This window comes from Arsenicicoccus dermatophilus, assembly GCF_022568795.1.
Classification (GTDB): domain Bacteria; phylum Actinomycetota; class Actinomycetes; order Actinomycetales; family Dermatophilaceae; genus Arsenicicoccus; species Arsenicicoccus dermatophilus.
In genome coordinates, this window is the sequence record NZ_JAKZHU010000002.1 from 224,016 (window position 1) to 240,883 (window position 16,868).

General features: G+C 72.0%; 14 protein-coding genes, 1 tRNA gene and 1 riboswitch. Of the genes, 11 read left to right on the plus strand and 4 right to left on the minus strand.

Annotated features, from left to right (window positions below):
- The first annotated feature begins 83 nt into the window (after window positions 1-83).
- From MM438_RS14330 to MM438_RS14370, 9 genes are all read left to right on the plus strand, one after another.
- On the plus strand, window positions 84-596 hold the full coding sequence (locus MM438_RS14330; RefSeq protein WP_241453858.1) for a hypothetical protein: 513 nt from the start codon (window positions 84-86) through the stop codon (window positions 594-596).
- Window positions 593-2,500 (plus strand): methylmalonyl-CoA mutase family protein, encoded by a 1,908-nt coding sequence (locus MM438_RS14335; RefSeq protein WP_241453861.1) that lies wholly within the window; start codon window positions 593-595, stop codon window positions 2,498-2,500. The genes MM438_RS14330 and MM438_RS14335 overlap by 4 nt, the downstream gene beginning before the upstream one ends.
- On the plus strand, window positions 2,497-4,716 hold the full coding sequence (scpA, locus tag MM438_RS14340) for a methylmalonyl-CoA mutase (protein WP_241453865.1): 2,220 nt from the start codon (window positions 2,497-2,499) through the stop codon (window positions 4,714-4,716). Before MM438_RS14335 ends, scpA begins: the two co-directional genes overlap by 4 nt.
- Window positions 4,709-5,725, plus strand: coding sequence for a methylmalonyl Co-A mutase-associated GTPase MeaB (gene meaB, locus MM438_RS14345; RefSeq protein ID WP_241453866.1), 1,017 nt, complete (start codon window positions 4,709-4,711; stop codon window positions 5,723-5,725). The genes scpA and meaB overlap by 8 nt, the downstream gene beginning before the upstream one ends.
- 229 nt (window positions 5,726-5,954) lie before the next feature.
- The gene (locus tag MM438_RS14350) at window positions 5,955-6,578 is read left to right on the plus strand and encodes a superoxide dismutase (protein WP_241453867.1); all 624 of its coding nucleotides are present in this window, start codon (window positions 5,955-5,957) and stop codon (window positions 6,576-6,578) included.
- Window positions 6,575-6,874 carry a hypothetical protein gene (locus tag MM438_RS14355; RefSeq protein WP_241453869.1) on the plus strand — a complete coding sequence of 100 codons (300 nt, stop codon included), beginning with the start codon at window positions 6,575-6,577 and terminating at the stop codon, window positions 6,872-6,874. The genes MM438_RS14350 and MM438_RS14355 overlap by 4 nt, the downstream gene beginning before the upstream one ends.
- An 81-nt stretch (window positions 6,875-6,955) precedes the next feature.
- A riboswitch (cobalamin riboswitch) is annotated at window positions 6,956-7,131 on the plus strand.
- Between the two features lie 101 nt (window positions 7,132-7,232).
- Window positions 7,233-8,156 (plus strand): cation diffusion facilitator family transporter, encoded by a 924-nt coding sequence (locus tag MM438_RS14360; protein ID WP_241453872.1) that lies wholly within the window; start codon window positions 7,233-7,235, stop codon window positions 8,154-8,156.
- A gap of 27 nt (window positions 8,157-8,183) precedes the next feature.
- A complete protein-coding gene (locus tag MM438_RS14365; RefSeq protein WP_241453873.1) occupies window positions 8,184-8,570 on the plus strand; it encodes a DUF6394 family protein in 387 nt (128 codons plus the stop codon).
- Window positions 8,571-8,595: 25 nt separating this feature from the next.
- On the plus strand, window positions 8,596-10,311 hold the full coding sequence (locus MM438_RS14370) for an NAD-binding protein (protein WP_241453875.1): 1,716 nt from the start codon (window positions 8,596-8,598) through the stop codon (window positions 10,309-10,311).
- Between the two features lie 56 nt (window positions 10,312-10,367).
- Here MM438_RS14370 and pntB read toward each other — a convergent pair whose 3' ends face one another.
- From pntB to MM438_RS14385, 3 genes are all read right to left on the minus strand, one after another.
- Entirely contained in the window at window positions 10,368-11,762 is a 1,395-nt protein-coding gene (gene pntB / locus MM438_RS14375; RefSeq protein WP_241453879.1) for a Re/Si-specific NAD(P)(+) transhydrogenase subunit beta, read from the minus strand.
- Window positions 11,763-11,764: 2 nt separating this feature from the next.
- Window positions 11,765-13,312 (minus strand): Re/Si-specific NAD(P)(+) transhydrogenase subunit alpha, encoded by a 1,548-nt coding sequence (locus MM438_RS14380; RefSeq protein WP_241453968.1) that lies wholly within the window; start codon window positions 13,310-13,312, stop codon window positions 11,765-11,767.
- A 281-nt stretch (window positions 13,313-13,593) separates the two neighbouring features.
- Window positions 13,594-13,664, minus strand: a tRNA-Cys gene (locus MM438_RS14385).
- 296 nt (window positions 13,665-13,960) lie between these two features.
- On the opposite strand from MM438_RS14385, the gene MM438_RS14390 reads away from it, so the two are divergent.
- Together MM438_RS14390 and MM438_RS14395 are read left to right on the plus strand one after the other, a co-directional pair.
- Complete coding sequence (locus MM438_RS14390) at window positions 13,961-14,869, plus strand: thiamine pyrophosphate-binding protein (RefSeq protein WP_241453881.1); 909 nt, start codon at window positions 13,961-13,963, stop codon at window positions 14,867-14,869.
- Window positions 14,833-15,549, plus strand: coding sequence for a thiamine pyrophosphate-dependent enzyme (locus MM438_RS14395; RefSeq protein WP_241453884.1), 717 nt, complete (start codon window positions 14,833-14,835; stop codon window positions 15,547-15,549). The genes MM438_RS14390 and MM438_RS14395 overlap by 37 nt, the downstream gene beginning before the upstream one ends.
- Here MM438_RS14395 and MM438_RS14400 read toward each other — a convergent pair.
- Window positions 15,434-16,861 (minus strand): MFS transporter, encoded by a 1,428-nt coding sequence (locus tag MM438_RS14400; protein WP_241453887.1) that lies wholly within the window; start codon window positions 16,859-16,861, stop codon window positions 15,434-15,436. The genes MM438_RS14395 and MM438_RS14400 overlap by 116 nt on opposite strands.
- Window positions 16,862-16,868: the final 7 nt, after the last annotated feature.

The following is a 16,868-nucleotide window of genomic DNA, read 5'->3' on the forward strand; positions in this document are numbered from 1 at the left end:
AGGACACCCTGCCCGGCAGGCGTCGTCCCGTCGGCAGCGGCGTCCTCGGTGCACCTCGGGCTCATTGCTGGGAGGTCACCTCCATGAACACCCTTCCCTTGCCTTCGCCCCGCCCGGGCATCCGCTTCGTGCTGTACCCGGGCCACGAGGCCCTGCACATCACCGACGAGCTGCAGCACCTGGAGCTCGTCGGGGCCCGCGTCCCCTTCCGCACGGGGGGCGACAACCCCGACTGCTCGTCCTGGCTCGAGTCCTGCACCGCCGAGAGCGGGTTCCGGCTGGTGACCATGAGCATGGACGGCCTGCTCGTCGGGTTCGCCGCAGGGGTCGTGGCCGAGGGGCTGGTCGACCTGCGGCACCTGGTCATCGCCTCGACGGTGCGCACCCGTCACCCGGACCTCGTCGGACTCCTCGTCGAGGTGTTCGTCGACTCGGCGGAGCAGCCCTGGGCCGACGTGCTGATCCCGCGCGCCTGCCCCGCCCTCGGCCACCTGCTGCAGGCGGGCTGGTGCCCCAGCCTGCGGACCGGCCCCGCCGTCGCCGCCTCGGGCGACCTCGGGGAGTCCCTGCGGCTCACCGCGGCGGCCGGCCGATGAGCGGCGCCGCACCGGACACGGAGACGGTCGTCCCGCCCGAGATCGGGCTCGCCGAGGGCTTCGAGGTCCTCGACCGGGCGGCCTGGGCAGCGATGGCGGCCGACGTCCTGAACAAGCGCCGTCCGCCGGACCGCCGGCTGACCGGCGAGCAGGCCGAGGTGAGGCTGCGCACCACCACCCTCAGCGGGATCGCCATCGACGCGCTCTACACCCGGCCGCAGGAGGCGCGGCCCCTCGGCCGACCGGGGGTGATGCCCTTCGTGCGAGGGTCCTCGGTGCGCAGCGGCGCCGTCGACGCCTGGCAGGTGCGCCAGTGGCACGACGACCCCGATCTCGCGCGGGGGCATCGAGCCGTGCTGACCGACCTGGAGCGCGGCGCGACCGCGCTGTGGCTGCAGCTCGGGGCCGACGCGATCGCCATCGACGACCTGGGATCGATGCTCGACGGTGTCCTGCTCGACCTGGCACCCGTCTGCGTCAGCAGCCACGACGACCAGATCGGCGCCGCCCGCGCCCTGATGGCGCTCTGGGCGCGGGCCGGGCTCGAGGGCTTCACCGTGCAGGGAGCCCTGGGGGTCGACCGGCTCGGTGCCGTCGCGCTCGGGCAGGGCGCCCCGCCGCGCACCGAGGTGCTCCGGCTCGTGCGTGACTGCCTCGGGAGCTATCCCTCCGTCCGCTCCCTCACCGTGGACGCGACGATCCACCACGAGGCCGGTGGCGGGGAGGTCGAGGAGCTGGCCTGCGCGGTCGCGACCGGGGTGGCCTACCTGCGCGGGCTGGAGGAGTTCGGGGTCTCGGTGACGCAGACCTTCTCCCAGATCGAGTTCCGGGTGGCGGCGACGGCGGACCAGTTCCTGACCATCGCCAAGCTGCGCGCCCTGCGGCGGATGTGGGCCCGGGTCGGCGAGGTGAGCGGCGTCCCCGACGTCCAGCGGGGAGCGCGCCAGCACGCCGTCACGACCCGGCGGATGCTCACGCGGGACGACCCCTGGGTCAACATCCTGCGCACCACGACCGCCTGCTTCGGTGCGGCGGTCGGCGGTGCCGAGGCGATCACCGTGCTGCCCTACGACACGATCCACGGGCTCCCGGTCGAGTCCTCGCGTCGCATCGCGCGCAACACCCAGGTCCTCCTGGCGGAGGAGTCCAACCTGGGCCGGGTCACCGATCCGGCCGGGGGCGGATGGTATGTCGAGGCGCTCACCGACGCCCTCTGCGAACGGGCCTGGGCGTGGTTCCAGCTGCTCGACGCCGACGGCGGCATGGAGGCCGCGCTGCGTGACGGTCGGGTCGTCGACCGGATCGCCGAGGTGCGCGACGAGCGCGACCGGCGTCTGGCCACCCGCAGGCTGCCGCTCACCGGGGTCAGCATGTTCCCCGCCGCGACCGAGACGCCGGTCGACCGGGAGCCCCGGGTGGTCCTCGCACCGGCCACCACCCCGATCCTGCCGCCCACCCGCGACGCCGAGGTCTTCGAGCGGCTGCGGGACCGGGCGACGGCCGCGGCCGCGCAGGGATCGCCCGCCACGGTCCTGCTCGCCTGCCTGGGCACCCGTCGCGACTTCGGACCCCGCGAGACCTTCACCAGCAACCTCCTGCACGTGGCGGGCATCGACACCCCGCTGTGCGAGGGGGGAACGCCGGAGCAGGTCGCGGCGCGCCTGCGAGAGGTCGGGGCGCAGGTCGCGGTCCTGTGCTCCTCCGCGGGCGTCTACGCCGACCAGGGCGTCGCGGTCGCCGAGGCCCTGCGTGCCGCCGGCGTCCGTGAGGTGCTGATCGCCGGCCGACGCACCGAGCTCGGCCCCGAGGCGCCACCAGGCGCCGTCGACGGCGAGCTCTTCGACGGCATGGACGTCGTCACCTTCCTGTCCACCCTCCTCGACACCCTGGGGGCCCCGGCATGAGCACGATCCCGTCCTTCTCCGCCGTGCCGCTCGGCGACGGCGCGCCTCCGCCCGGCTCCACCGAGCAGTGGGAGCGGCTGGTCGCCATGACCGGGGGCTGCTCCCACGGGTGGCAGACCCCCGAGCACATCCTGGTCCCTCCGCTCTACACGGAGGAGGACCTGGTCGGCCTGGACTTCCTCGACACCACTCCGGGGGCCCCGCCCTTCCTGCGCGGCCCCTACGCCACGATGTACGCCAGCCAGCCGTGGACCGTCCGGCAGTACGCCGGGTTCTCCACCGCGGAGGAGTCCAACGCGTTCTACCGCCGCAACCTCGCGGCCGGGCAGAAGGGCCTTTCCGTGGCCTTCGACCTGGCCACGCACCGCGGCTACGACTCCGACCACCCCCGGGTGGAGGGCGACGTGGGTATGGCGGGCGTCGCGATCGACTCGATCTACGACATGCGGCAGCTCTTCGACGGCATACCGCTGGACCGGATGAGCGTCTCGATGACCATGAACGGCGCCGTGCTGCCGGTGCTGGCGCTGTACGTCGTCGCCGCCGAGGAGCAGGGGGTGCGGCCGGAGCAGCTGTCGGGGACCATCCAGAACGACATCCTCAAGGAGTTCATGGTCCGCAACACGTACATCTACCCGCCGGCGCCGTCGATGCGGATCATCTCCGACATCTTCGCCTTCACCTCCGAGCACATGCCGCGGTTCAACTCGATCTCCATCTCCGGCTACCACATGCAGGAGGCGGGGGCCACGGCCGACATCGAGATGGCGTACACGCTGGCCGACGGGGTGGAGTACCTGCGCGCCGGCGAGGCCGTCGGTCTGGACGTCGACCGGTTCGCGCCGCGGCTGTCGTTCTTCTGGGCGATCGGGATGAACTTCTTCATGGAGGTCGCCAAGATGCGCGCGGCCCGGCTCCTGTGGGCCCGCCTCGTGCGTGACTTCGACCCCAAGAACCCCAAGTCGATGTCCCTGCGGACGCACTCGCAGACGTCGGGCTGGTCGCTCACGGCGCAGGACGTCTACAACAACGTCGTGCGCACCTGCGTGGAGGCGATGGGCGCGACGCAGGGACACACCCAGTCGCTGCACACGAACGCCCTCGACGAGGCGATCGCGCTGCCGACCGACTTCTCCGCCCGCATCGCCCGCAACACCCAGCTGTTCCTGCAGCAGGAGTCCGGGACCTGCCGGGTGATCGACCCCTGGGCCGGGTCGGCGTACGTCGAGAAGCTCACCCACGACCTGGCCCGGCGTGCCTGGGGGCTGATCCAGGAGGTCGAGGACGCGGGCGGTATGGCGAAGGCCATCGAGGCCGGCATCCCCAAGATGCGCATCGAGGAGGCCGCGGCCCGCACGCAGGCCCGGATCGACTCCGGCCGCCAACCGGTCATCGGGGTCAACAAGTACCTCGTGGACGGGGACGAGGGCATCGAGGTGCTCAAGGTCGACAACGCCTCCGTGCGCACCAGTCAGCTCGCCAAGCTCGATCGGCTGCGCGCCGAGCGGGATGAGGAGGCCTGCCGGGCCGCCCTCGACCGGCTGACCTGGGTCGCCGAGCACCCGGGCGAGAGCGGCAACCTGCTGGGCGCGTCGATCGACGCCGCCCGAGCCATGGCGACCGTGGGGGAGATCTCCGCTGCCCTGGAGCGGGTCTTCGGCCGCTACACCGCGGCGATCCGCACGATCTCGGGGGTCTACAGCAGCGAGACGGGAGGCTCGGCGGCCATGGCGGAGGCGCACGACCTGGTGAGCGAGTTCGAGAAGGCCGAGGGACGACGGCCCCGCATCCTCGTGGCCAAGATGGGCCAGGACGGCCACGACCGTGGCCAGAAGGTCATCTCGACGGCCTTCGCGGACCTGGGCTTCGACGTCGACGTGGGCCCGCTCTTCCAGACCCCCGCCGAGGTGGCCCGGCAGGCCGTGGACGCGGACGTGCACGTGGTCGGGGTCTCCTCGCTCGCCGCTGGGCACCTGACCCTGGTGCCCGCCCTGCGGGCGGAGCTCGACGCGATGGGACGCCAGGACCTGATGATCGTCGTCGGCGGGGTCATCCCGGCGCAGGACTTCGACGAGCTGCGGGAGAAGGGCGCCGACGCGATCTATCCGCCCGGGACGGTGATCCCGCGGGCCGCGTGCGGTCTGCTGCGGCAGCTCCTGGAGCACCACCACGGCATCACCGTGCCGGAGCGGCCGGAGGCCACCCCGGATGCATGAGGCCCTCTCCGTGGACCGGCTCGTCGAGGGGGTGCGCGCCCGGGACCGCTCCGTGGTCGCCCGCGCGCTCACCCTCGTCGAGTCCGCGCGAGCAGATCACCGCGAGCTCGCGCGGGACCTGCTGCGGGAGCTCGCTCCTGGGGCGGGTCGTGCGCGGCGGGTGGGGATCTCCGGGGTCCCGGGGGTGGGCAAGTCGACCTTCACCGACGCCTTGGGGACCAGGCTCGTCGAGCGCGGTCATCGGGTCGGGGTGCTGGCCGTCGACCCGTCGAGCTCGCGGACCGGCGGATCGATCCTCGGGGACCGGACCCGGATGGCGGCCCTCGCCGCCAGCGACGACGCCTACATCCGTCCCGCCCCGTCGGGCGGGCACCTGGGAGGTGTGGCCCGCGCGACACGGGAGTCGATGGTGGTGCTGGAGGCGGCCGGGTTCGACGTCGTCGTCGTCGAGACCGTGGGCGTGGGCCAGTCCGAGGTGGCGGTGTCCGGCATGGTCGACACCTTCCTCTTCCTGGCGCTGGCCCGCTCCGGCGACCAGCTCCAGGGCATCAAGAGGGGGATCCTGGAGCTGGCCGACGTCATCGCGGTCAACAAGGCCGACGGCGAGCACGCGGGCGAGGCGCGGGTGACGGCGCGCGAGCTGGCGGTCGCGATGCGGCTCATGTTCGGTCCCGACGAAGGACGGCCCCAGGTGCTCACCTGCTCGGCGCTGACCGGTGACGGTCTCGACGAGGTGTGGCAGGCCGTGGTCGACCACGGTGATCGGCTGCGGTCCGCAGGCACCCTCGAGGAGCGGCGGCGTCGCCAGCAGGTGGACTGGCTGCGGGCCGTCGTGCAGGACGAGCTGCAGCTGGTGCTGTCCGGTCCTGGGCACGCCGGCAGGGCCACCCGGGCCGCGGAGCAGGACGTGGAGTGCGGCACGCTCACCGTCCCCGAGGCCATGGAGCGGGTGCTGGCCGCTCTCGCCGGCGACCTGACCGAGCGAGCCCGAGGTCCGGCCCCCGGGTGACCACAGATCTCCCGCGGCTGCTGGACTCGCCATTCGCACGCCGCGGGACCGCGAGTCCACGCTGCCAGCCATGCACCTGGACTCGTGCGGGCCCGCAGGAGGTCACCCGGCCCCCTGCGGGTCCGCTCCGGCGTCCCCTCCACCGGGCGGCTTGCCCTGCCGGTGGCAATGAAATCGGTTGTGGAAAAACGTCTTTCGTTTTCAGTCAGGCGCGGGCAGGATGGCTGGCATGAGCATCTACGCGCTGCCGGACCTGCCCTACGACCATGCCGCCCTGGAGCCCTACATCTCGGGCGAGATCATGGAGCTGCACCACGACAAGCACCACGCGACCTACGTCAAGGGCATCAACACCGCCGTCGAGCAGCTCGCCGAGGCGCGGGAGAAGGGGTCCTTCGAGACGCTGTCGACCCTGGAGAAGAACTTCGCCTTCCACCTCGGTGGCCATGTCAACCACTCGGTGTTTTGGGCGAACATGTCGCCCGACGGGGGTGACAGGCCCACCGGTGACCTCGCGGCCCGCCTCGACGAGGACTTCGGCTCCTTCGACGCCTTCCGGGCCCACTTCCAGGCCGTCGCCCTCGGCGTCCAGGGATCGGGCTGGTCGGTGCTGGCCTGGGACCTGGTCGCGCAGCGCACGTACGTCGTCCAGCACTTCGACCACCAGGGCAACCTGCCGATGTGCCTGGTGCCGCTGCTCGTGCTGGACATGTGGGAGCACGCCTACTACCTGCAGTACCACAACGACAAGGCGACCTTCGTGGAGCAGTGGTGGAACGTCGTCAGCTGGGCCGACGTCCAGGAGCGCTACGCCCGGGCCGCCGCGCAGACCACCGGCCTGATCCTGCCGTGACCGAGCACACCTGCGGACCTGCCGGACCCGATCCGCACGGGACGGGACCTGCCAGGCTTGTCGAGCACGCCCAGCTCGCCGCGGGGATCCTGGCTGCCCGGCACCGCGGGGACCGCGAGTCCGCGGCCGTGCTCGCCTCGACGGCCGACCCGCACGAGCTGCTCGGCGGCGCGTTGCTGCTCGTCGAGCTCCTCGCCGGCCTGTATGCCGAAGCCTGCTGCCAGAACCCCGCGGACTGCCTCAGCGACCTGGCCGTGCAGCTCGAGGCGTCCTTGCCCAGGAGCTTCGAGGCGTGACCGCTCCTCCGCCATACCCACCGCGGCTCGACGGGTGCACCGACGCCGCCGGTCGGCGTGTTGCAGGCTCGACGGAGCCAGGGCTAGGGTCGGTGGGTCGGTCGCACCCGAGGGGTGCCAGGGAACCCGGTCGGAGTCCGGGACTGACGCGCAGCGGTAGGGGAGCTGCGCAGGGCACGATGCCACTGGCGAGAGCTGGGAAGGCGCTCTGCGTGAACGATCCCGAGTCCGAAGACCTGCCGACGTTCGACCCGATCGGGCCTCGCGCACGGGCCCTGGCGAGAGTTGGTGCACGTGTCCGACCACATGGGGCGGCCAGGCGCCGGGCGACCGTCCCGCTCGGACGGGCAGGTCTGACATGGGCGCCGGACATCATCATCATCATGGAGCGTCGTCGGACGGCCGCGCCCGCCTGGCCGTGACGCTGGCCCTCACCACCACGGTGCTGGTCACCCAGGTCGTCGGTGCGGCCTGGACGGGCAGCCTCGCGCTGCTGGTCGACGCCGCCCACATGCTCACCGACTCGCTGGGGCTCGTCGTCGCCCTGATCGCCGCCGTGCTGATGGCTCGCCCGCCGTCGGCCCGTCGCACCTGGGGATGGCAGCGGACCGAGGTGATCGCCGCCGCGGCGCAGGCCTCGTTCCTGCTCGTCGTCGGGACCTACGCCATCGTCGAGGCCGTCCAGCGGTTGATCGCCCCGCCGCAGGTGGCGGCGCAGGGACTGGCGGTGTTCGGCGGTGTCGGCCTGGCTGCCAACGTCCTCTCGCTGCTCGTGCTGGCCGGGGGCCGAGGACACAACCTGAACATGCGGGCGGCCTTCCTCGAGGTCGCGAGCGACGCGCTGGGCTCGGTGGCCGTGCTCGTCGCTGCTGCCGTGATCATCCTCACCGGTTGGCAGCGCGCCGACCCGGTCGCCGGGCTGGTCGTCGCCACGCTGATCGTGCCGCGCGCCCTCTCGCTGCTCCGTGAGACCGGAACCATCCTGCTGGAGTCCACCCCGGCCGGGCTCGACCTGGACGAGGTGCGCCGCCACCTGGCCGGCCAGCCGCACGTGCTGGACGTCCACGACCTGCATGCCTCCACCATCGCCAGCGGCCTGCCGGTCCTCACCGCCCACGTCGTCCTCGACGAGGAGTGCTTCACCGACGGGCACGGGCCCCAGCTGCTCGACCGGATGCTCCGCTGCCTGGCCTCCCACCACGAGCTCACCATCGAGCACTGCACCCTGCAGTTCGAGACCCCCTCCCTGGCCGCCCACCACGCGGAGCACCTCCACGCCTGAGCCCTCGCCGCCGGTAGCCTGGACAGGGTGAATCTCGAGAAGGTCATCTTCGGCTTCTTCGTGCTGCTCGCCGCGACCGTGAACTTCGGCTTCGTGGTGGGCGACCTGGGCAGCCCGGACATGCACAACATCTGGGAGCTGTATGCCGCGATCGTGGTCAACGTGGTCGCGCTGGTCCTCAAGTTCGGGGACCGCACCCAGATCGGGGCCACCCACCTGGCGACGAGCCTGGTCGCCGTGCTGCAGCTGATCGGTGCCGCGGTGCTCTACATCTACTTCACCCAGTCCCACTCCGAGGCCATCACCGGCCCGGAGATCGCCTCGGTGGTCTCGCTCGCGTGCGGCGCACTGCTCGCCAACCTCGTCTCCGTGGTGCTCCTGGTCGCCGAGACCGTGTCCTTCCGTCGGCGCTGAGCCGCGCCCGACGAGCAGGCCTTCGATGACCAACCCGCTGCTGCTGTTCCTCGCCCGCCCGTCGACGCGCCGTCGGGGGGTGCGGGGTCCGCGCGAGCGGGTGCGGGTGCCTACCGAGGTGCCGTCGACCGACGCGATCTTCCTGGTGCTGCGGCGGATGCGCACGCCGCTGATCGTGCTGGTCGCGATCCTGTCGATCTCCGTCCTCGGGCTGGCGCTGATCCCCGGCAAGGACGGCACGCGGCTGTCGCCGTTCGACGCGTTCTACTTCATCTCCTACACCGCGACCACCATCGGCTTCGGCGAGATCGTGCCCTTCACGGCGACGCAGCGGCTGTGGGTGACGCTGTCGATCTACGGCACGGTCGTCGGGTGGGCCTACGCCATCGGCACGCTGCTGACGCTCCTCCAGGACGCGGGCTTCCGCGAGGCCGTGGCCACCCAGCGGTTCCGGCGCCGGGTGCTGCGGATGAAGGAGCCCTTCTTCGTGGTCGCGGGCTACGGCCGGTCCGGGCAGGCGGTGGTGGCGCAGCTCGACGAGGCCGGGCGGCGGGTCGTCGTGGTGGAGACCGACCGGGACTCCGCCGACAAGCTCGCCTGCGACCAGCTGCAGAACGACGTGCCGGTCCTGGACGCCGACGCCTCCCTGCCCGGGGTGATGGGTCTGGCCGGTCTCGGCCTGCCGACCTGCGAGGGCGTCATCGCACTCACCGACGACGACACGGTCAACCTCGCCGTCGTCATGACCGTGGACCTGCTGCGGCCCGGGCTGCCCGTCCTCGCCCGCTGCCACTCGCGCAGCTACGAGGAGCGGATGCACGACTTCTCGGCCGCGGCCGTGATCAACCCGAGCGACCGTTTCGGTGGCTACCTGGTGCTGGCGATCCAGCGGCCCGCGACCTTCCGCCTGGTCGCCTGGCTGATGAGCCCCGCCGGAGCGCTGCTGCAGGAGCCGCAGGAGCGCACGCGGCAGGGACGTTGGGTCGTGGCCGCCGAGGGGGCCTTCCGCGACGAGATCGCCCACGACCTGCGCCGGGCCGGGGAGGAGGTCGAGATCGTGGACCCGCGCGACGGCTACCACGACCTGGCCGGGGCGCGAGGCCTGGTCGCCGGCTCGGAGTCGGACACCCTCAACCTGGCCATCGCCGAGCACGCCCGCATCGTCGACCCGGAGATCTACGTCTGCGTCCGGCAGCACGCCACCTCCCGGCGGGTTCTCGTGGAGGCGCTCGACGTCGACAGCGTCTTCGTCCCCAGCGAGCTCGTGGCGGCGGAGGTGCTCGCCCGCGTGGTGACGCCGACCTTCTGGAGCTGCATGGAGCACCTGATGACGCGGCCGGAGGAGGAGTCCGAGGCGGTCCTCGCGCGGCTCGTCCAAGCCTGCGGTCGGCGGGCACCGCACCGCGAGCTGGTGGTCGTCGACCATCGGGAGGCTCCCGCCCTGACGCGGTGGCTGCGGCGGGGTCAGCCTTTCGCCATACGCGACCTGCTGCGCGACCCCGAGGACCGCGACGCCCGGCTGGGTGCGGTGGTGCTGGTCGTCGAGCGCGACGGCCACCAGCACCTGCTGCCGGACACCGACTTCCAGCTCGAGGTGGGCGACCGGGTCCTGCTCGCCGGGCGGGCCCACGCGCTGGACGGGCTCACCCCGACGCTGCTGCAGGAGACCGCGGTGGAGTATGCCGCGACCGGGCGCGAGGTCCCTGGCACCTGGGTGGGCCGCCTGCTCGCCCGCCGCTGAACGGCCCTCCGCCGCCGACCGTCGCCGGCGGCGGAGAGGGGCCCGGTGCGCTGCGGTCAGAGCGCCTTGAGGATGTCGTCCACCCGCTCCTTGGCGTCGCCGAAGAGCATCGAGGTGTTGTCCTTGAAGAACAGCGGGTTCTGGACGCCGGCATACCCGGTGCTCATCGACCGCTTGAAGACCACGACCTGGTCGGCCTTCCAGACCTCGAGGACCGGCATCCCCGCGACGGGGGAGTGCGGGTCCTCCAGGGCGGAGGGGTTGACGGTGTCGTTGGCGCCGATGACGAGCACCACGTCGGTGCCGGCGAGGTCGTCGTTGATCTCGTCCATCTCCAGGACGATGTCGTAGGGCACCTTCGCCTCGGCGAGCAGGACGTTCATGTGACCGGGAAGCCGGCCGGCGACCGGGTGGATGGCGAACCGCACGTCGATGCCCTGGTCGCGCAGCCGGCGCGCCAGGTCGGCGACGGGATACTGCGCCTGCGCCACGGCCATGCCGTAGCCCGGCGTGATGACCACGGTCCTGGCCTCGCGCAGCAGCCGCGCGGTCTCCTCGGCGGTGATCTCGTGGTGCTCGCCCTCGATGGCGGCGCCACCCGTCACCGCGCCGTCCGAGCCGAAACCGCCGGCGATGACCGACAGGAAGGACCGGTTCATGGCCCTGCACATGACGTAGGACAGGTAGGCACCGGAGGAACCGACGAGCGCGCCGGTGACGATGAGCAGGTCGTTGGAGAGCATGAAGCCGGCCGCGGCGGCCGCCCACCCCGAGTAGGAGTTGAGCATCGACACCACGACGGGCATGTCGCCGCCGCCGATGGACGCGACCAGGTGCCAGCCGAGGGCCAGGGCGACCACGGTCATCAGCACCAGCAGCCAGGTGGCCGGGGCGATGACGAACCACACCGTGAGCAGGGCGAAGACGACGAGCGCGCCGAGGTTGAGCGCGTTGTGCCCGGGCAGCGTCAGCGGCGCCGACTTCATCTTGGCCGAGAGCTTGAGGTAGGCCACGATCGAGCCGGTGAAGGTCACCGCGCCGATGAAGACGCCGACGAAGATCTCCGCCAGGTGGATGCCCTCGGTCGTGGCGTCCATGCCGTGGGTGCCCATCAGCCACGAGCCGTAGCCGACGAGCACCGCGGCCAGGCCGACGAAGGAGTGCAGCAGCGCGATCAGCTCGGGCATGCCGGTCATCTCGACCTTGCGGGCCCGGCTCGTGCCGATGGCGGCGCCGATGAGCATGGCGACGAGGACGACGGCCACGGCACCGAGGACGTGACCGCTGTGGGACAGGGCGAACCACACGGTCGCGAGGAGCGCCAGGCCCATGCCGGAGACGCCGTAGAGGTTGCCCATCTTGGCGGACTCGTGCTTGGCCAGGCCGGCCAGCGCGAGGATGAACAGGATGGCCGAGATCGTGTAGCTGGCCAGCAGCAGGGTGGTGGGCACGGTCAGTCCTTCCGGAACATCGTCAGCATGCGCTGGGTCACGGTGAAGCCACCGGCGATGTTGATGCTGGCGAGGAGTATGGCGAGAAAGGCGAGGACCGCGACGAGCACGTTGCCGCCCGCCACGCCGGCCTGGAGGATCGCGCCGACGACGATGATCCCGGAGACGGCGTTGGTCACCGACATCAGCGGCGTGTGCAGCGCGTGGTGCACGTTGCCGATGACGTAGTAGCCGATGATGCAGGCGAGCGCGAAGACCGTGAGGTGGCCCAGGAAGGCCGACGGCATACCGAGGCTGAGCACGAGGAGCAGCAGCGCGGCCACGGCGATCAGACCGAGTCGGCGGGCTGGGCTCGGTGGCGCCTTGGGCGCGGGGGGCGGGGCGCTGACCGCGGTGGCGCCGGCCGCGGCCGGCGGGGGTGCCGCCGACACCGTCACCGGCGGTGGCGGCCACATGACCTGCCCGCGCTGGACGATCGTCATGCCGCGCACCACCTCGTCGTCCATGTCCAGGACGTACTGCCCGTCCTTGCCCGGCGTGATCAGCTTGAGCAGGTTGACGAGGTTGGTGGCGTAGAGGCGGGAGGCGACCAGCGGCATCCGGTTGGGCAGGTTGGAGTGGCCGAGGATGCGCACGCCCTCCGGGGTGATGATCCGCTCGTCGGCGACCGAGCCCTCGACGTTGCCGCCGGACGCGGCCGCCATGTCGACGATCACCGACCCGCGCTGCATGCCCGCGACCATCTCGGCGGTGATCAGCCGCGGCGCCGGGCGGCCCGGGATCAGGGCGGTCGTGATGATGATGTCCATGTCGGGGACGGTCTTGGCGTAGAGCCGCGCGGCCGCCTCGTCGAAGGCCTGGGAGGTCTCGCGCGCGTAGCCGTCGGTGCTGCGCTGCATCTCGACGTCAACCGGCAGGAAGGTCGCGCCCATCGACTCGACCTGCTCGGCCACCTCGGCGCGGGCGTCGGTGGCGTAGACGATGGCGCCCAGGGCGTTGGCCGCGCCGATGGCCGCGAGCCCGGCCACGCCGGCGCCCACCACGAGCACCTTGGCCGGGGCGACCTTGCCGGCCGCGGTCACCTGGCCGGTGAAGAAGGAGTCGAACTCCTCCGCGGCCTCGATCACCGCGCGGTAGCCCGAGATGTTGGACATGGAGGAGAGCACGTCCAGGCTCTGGGCGCGGGAGATGCGGGGCACCGAGTCGGTGGCCAGGACCGTGATGTCCCGCCGGGAGTACATCTCGATCAGCTCAGGGTGGCGGCCCGCGCCGACCAGGGAGATGACCAGCGCGCCGTCGCGCAGCCGGTCGACGTCCTCCTGGCGGGGGGCGTGGATGCCCATGACCACGTCGGCGGCACAGGCCTGGTCCCGGTCCCCGATGCCGGCACCCGCAGCGACGTAGTCGTCGTCGTGGAAGCCTGCCTGCAGACCGGCCCCGCTCTCGACGATCACGTCGTAGCCGAGACCGCGCAGCTGCTCGACGTGCTTGGGGGTCGTCGCGACACGGGTCTCGCCCGGTCGCGTCTCGCGGGGTACACCGATCAGCATGCGCAGCACCTCAGGTCCGGTGATGTCGGGCCGGCGGGCTCCGCTGCCCGGCATCTGCTGGCCGTGACCGTGCGGTCACGAGCCCCCCCAGCGTAGGACCGCGCCGGTCCGGACGCGCGAGCACCCCCGGCGGAGCGGGAGGAGCCCTGGGAGGCAACGGAGTCGGAGGGATGCCCGAGCCAGGGTGCGGGTGGACCTCGCGGTGGTGGCACCTGGGCGGGGCGGGCCGCTCCTGGCCGGACATGGCGGTGGCCCCCGACGTGATCGTCGGGGGCCACGGGAGGTGGAGACAGGAGTCGAACCTGTGTAGACGGCTCTGCAGGCCGCTGCCTAACCACTCGGCCACTCCACCGGGCGACGTGACTACTCTGACTGGAGAGCACGCGTCCGGGCTAGACCCTTGCGGTCGATTGGCCCGCTTAGGCGCAACGAGATGACTGCGAGTCAGGCGATCGGGCAACCAGCAGTGCTGGGGGTCAGGGAACGGGCGCATAGCGTGGCGCGGACCTGATCACCGCGCGCCAGGACGAGGCGGCGGCGACCCGTGGCGGCCGTCCTGGAGCCGGTGGACCTCGAGCTCGCCCAGGACCCGCGGGCGGTCGGGGAGCGCGGGCTGACGCCGGCCGCACCGAGGAGCGCATCGAGTGGGTGGGGGTGCGGCACGAGGAGGTCGCGGCCTTCGCCGCCGGCGCGCAGTCCCAGCTCAGCGGCCGCATCGGGGTCTGCATGGGCACCGTCGGCCCGGGGGCGATCCACCTGCTCGACGGGTTGCTCGACGGGTTGTACGACGCGAAGAAGTCCCACGCGCCAGTCCTGGCGATCATCGGCCAGGTGCCCCGGGAGGAGATCGGCTCGGACTTCTTCCAGGAGGTCGACAACGACGCGTTGTTCCGCGACGTCGCGGTCTACAACCGCACCATCACCTCGCCCACGCAGATGCCCCAGCTCCTCGAGCAGGCGGTCGATGCGGCCTACGCCCACCAGGGCGTCGCCGTCATCACCCTGCCCGGCGACCTCGGCGACCAGGAGCTGCCCAAGGGCACCGCGCCCGCCCACATCGCCCCCGCCGGGCGACTGACCTGCGCCGCCGACCACCAGGTCGCCGAGGCCGCCGAGGCGTTGCGCGACGGCAAGGTCACCTTGCTGGTCGGCCGCGGGGCCCGCCACGCCCGCGACGAGGTGCTGCAGCTCGCCGAGGCCCTCCAGGCCCCGATGGTCCTCACCCTCAAGGGCAAGGAAGGGCTCGAGCACGACAACCCCTACCAGGTCGGCCAGTCCGGGCGCTGCTGCCCCGGCTCGTCGCCCGCACCGACCCCGGCCACCTGCAGGCCGCGCGCTCGGCATACGACTCCTGGGTGGAGCGTCGGCGCGCCCTCGTCGACCCGCAGCACGACGAGAAGCTGCTCGGCAGGATCCGCGCGGTCTTCGACAACCCCGACGACCGGATCCGCCCCGAGGCCCTCGCGCACGCCCTGGACCGACATGCGGCTCCGGACGCGATCTTCACCAGCGACACGGGTATGTCGACGGCCTGGCTCGCCCGCTTCATCACGATGAGCGGGACGCGGCAGCTGCTCGGGTCCTACACCCTCGGCTCGATGGCCAACGCCATGCCGCAGGCCCTGGGCGCCCAGGCCCTCGACCGCACCCACCGGGTGATCGCCTGCTGCGGCGACGGCGGCCTGATGATGCTCATGGGTGGCCTGCGCACCGCGGTGACCTATCGGCTGCCGGCGACCTTCGTGGTGTTCGACAACGGGCGGCTCGGGATGGTCAAGCTCGAGCAGGAGCAAGGCGGGCTGCCGGAGTTCGGCACCGTGCTGGACAACCCCGACCTGGCCGCCGTCGCCTCGGCCATGGGGCTGCACGCCCGCCGCGTCGAGGACCCTGCGCAGCTCGACGAGGCCGCCGCCTGGGCGCTGTCGCTGTCCGAGCCGGTGCTGCTCGACGTGGTCACCAACCCCGACGAGGTCGCCGTCCCGCCCAAGCCCACCGTCTCCCAGGGCTGGGGCTTCGCGATCGCCAAGACCAAGGAGGCCTTCGAGTCCGCCCGAGCCGCAGGCTCGCCGACCCGGGTCCGCCGGGCTCCCGACCACGTCGGGAGCCCGGCGGACCGGCCGGTCAGCCCGCGTCGAGGGCGGCCGCGGGGGCCGTCCGCTCGCGACGCTCGACCGCCGCGATGGCCACGCGGTAGGCCGCCAGCCCGAGAACCGCCACGGCGGCCAGCACGAGCATGATGTTGGCGAACGACGCCGCCGTGTCGCCCGGCGCGGTGGTGAGCGCGTCGAGGACATGCGGCTTGGCGTCGATCAGCTTGGCGGTGTAGGCGATCCCGACCGGCACGGCGATGTTGATGGTCAGGTTGTAGAACCCCACCGCGAGGCCGGAGCGTTCCGCGGGGATGCCCTTGACGGCCGTGTCGAGCAGCGGGGCGTACATCAGGGCGAAGGCCGACGAGAAGACCACCATGGACAGCACCAGCGGGACGACGGACCCCGTCATCAGGATCGCCGGCAGGGCCAGGGCGAGCGCGACGAGAGCGATGGCGATGGTGATCGCGGCCCGGGACGACAGGTGCCGGGCGATGCGACCGCTGGCCGCGCCGACCAGCGCCGCGGCGACGTAGCCCGGTACCAGCAGGAGCGAGATGTCGCTCAGCTCGAAGCCGTGCACCCCCGAGACGAGGAAGGGGAACATGAAGCCGTAGCCGAGCTGCACCGAGTACGTCAGGAAGACCACCACGAGCATCCCCGTGTAGCGACGGTTGACGAAGAACGCGGGGGTGATGAGGGCGCCGGGACGGGTCCGGATGTGCCAGGCGAAGGCCGCGATCCCGAGGACCACGGGGATCAGCCACACGACCGCGAAGGCCTGCATGAACATCATCAGGCCGGTCGCGAACACGGCGACGAGGAGCAGGCCCACCACGTCGAGGTGGGTGCGGGTGTGCTCCTCGGCGGGGATCGTGCGCAGGACGGCGGGGACGGCTAGCAGCGACAGCAACGGCACGAGGAAGAGCCCGGTCCAGCCCAGGTAGTCGCTCATGAAGCCGCCACCGAGGGTGCCGAAGAGCAGGGAGAGCTGGAAGCAGCTGGTGGAGTAGCCGAGGTAGGTCTTCTGGTCCGCGGCCGAGAGGTGCTTGGTGACGTAGATGACGTACAGGGTCTCGGCGGCGGCCAGGCCCGCCGTCTGGACGATGCGGCCGGTGAGGACCAGCGGGAACGACCGCTGACCCGCGAAGCCCAGCAGCGATCCGACGCAGATCATCACGATGGCCGCGACGAGCAGCCGGCGGATGTCCACGGAGTCGGCGAGGGTGGCGTAGACCACGGCTCCGATGCCGATCAGGATGCCGGCGAACGTCGCCTGCAGGCTCACGGTGGCCACGGACAAGCCCAGGTCGTCGGCCATGGGCTTGGAGATGAACTTGAAGCCGTTGTCGATGACCAGGGAGAAGACGAACAGCGCGAGCAGCACGGGCACGGCGCGCCGGGGATCCGCGGCCCGCGAGGTGGCCGCGGACGCCGAGGCGGAGACGGAGGTCGACATACCGCTG

Excerpts from the sequence above, each read along its gene's own strand:
- MM438_RS14360 (WP_241453872.1), top strand. The coding sequence starts at position 7,233 with ATGGGCGCCGGACATCATCATCATCATGGAGCGTCGTCGGACGGCCGC.
- MM438_RS14330 (WP_241453858.1), top strand. The coding sequence starts at position 84 with ATGAACACCCTTCCCTTGCCTTCGCCCCGCCCGGGCATCCGCTTCGTG.
- MM438_RS14395 (WP_241453884.1), top strand. The coding sequence starts at position 14,833 with ATGTCGACGGCCTGGCTCGCCCGCTTCATCACGATGAGCGGGACGCGG.
- MM438_RS14335 (WP_241453861.1), top strand. The coding sequence starts at position 593 with ATGAGCGGCGCCGCACCGGACACGGAGACGGTCGTCCCGCCCGAGATC.
- MM438_RS14380 (WP_241453968.1), bottom strand. The coding sequence starts at position 13,312 with ATGCTGATCGGTGTACCCCGCGAGACGCGACCGGGCGAGACCCGTGTC.
- MM438_RS14350 (WP_241453867.1), top strand. The coding sequence starts at position 5,955 with ATGAGCATCTACGCGCTGCCGGACCTGCCCTACGACCATGCCGCCCTG.
- scpA (WP_241453865.1), top strand. The coding sequence starts at position 2,497 with ATGAGCACGATCCCGTCCTTCTCCGCCGTGCCGCTCGGCGACGGCGCG.
- MM438_RS14400 (WP_241453887.1), bottom strand. The coding sequence starts at position 16,861 with ATGTCGACCTCCGTCTCCGCCTCGGCGTCCGCGGCCACCTCGCGGGCC.
- MM438_RS14370 (WP_241453875.1), top strand. The coding sequence starts at position 8,596 with ATGACCAACCCGCTGCTGCTGTTCCTCGCCCGCCCGTCGACGCGCCGT.
- meaB (WP_241453866.1), top strand. The coding sequence starts at position 4,709 with ATGCATGAGGCCCTCTCCGTGGACCGGCTCGTCGAGGGGGTGCGCGCC.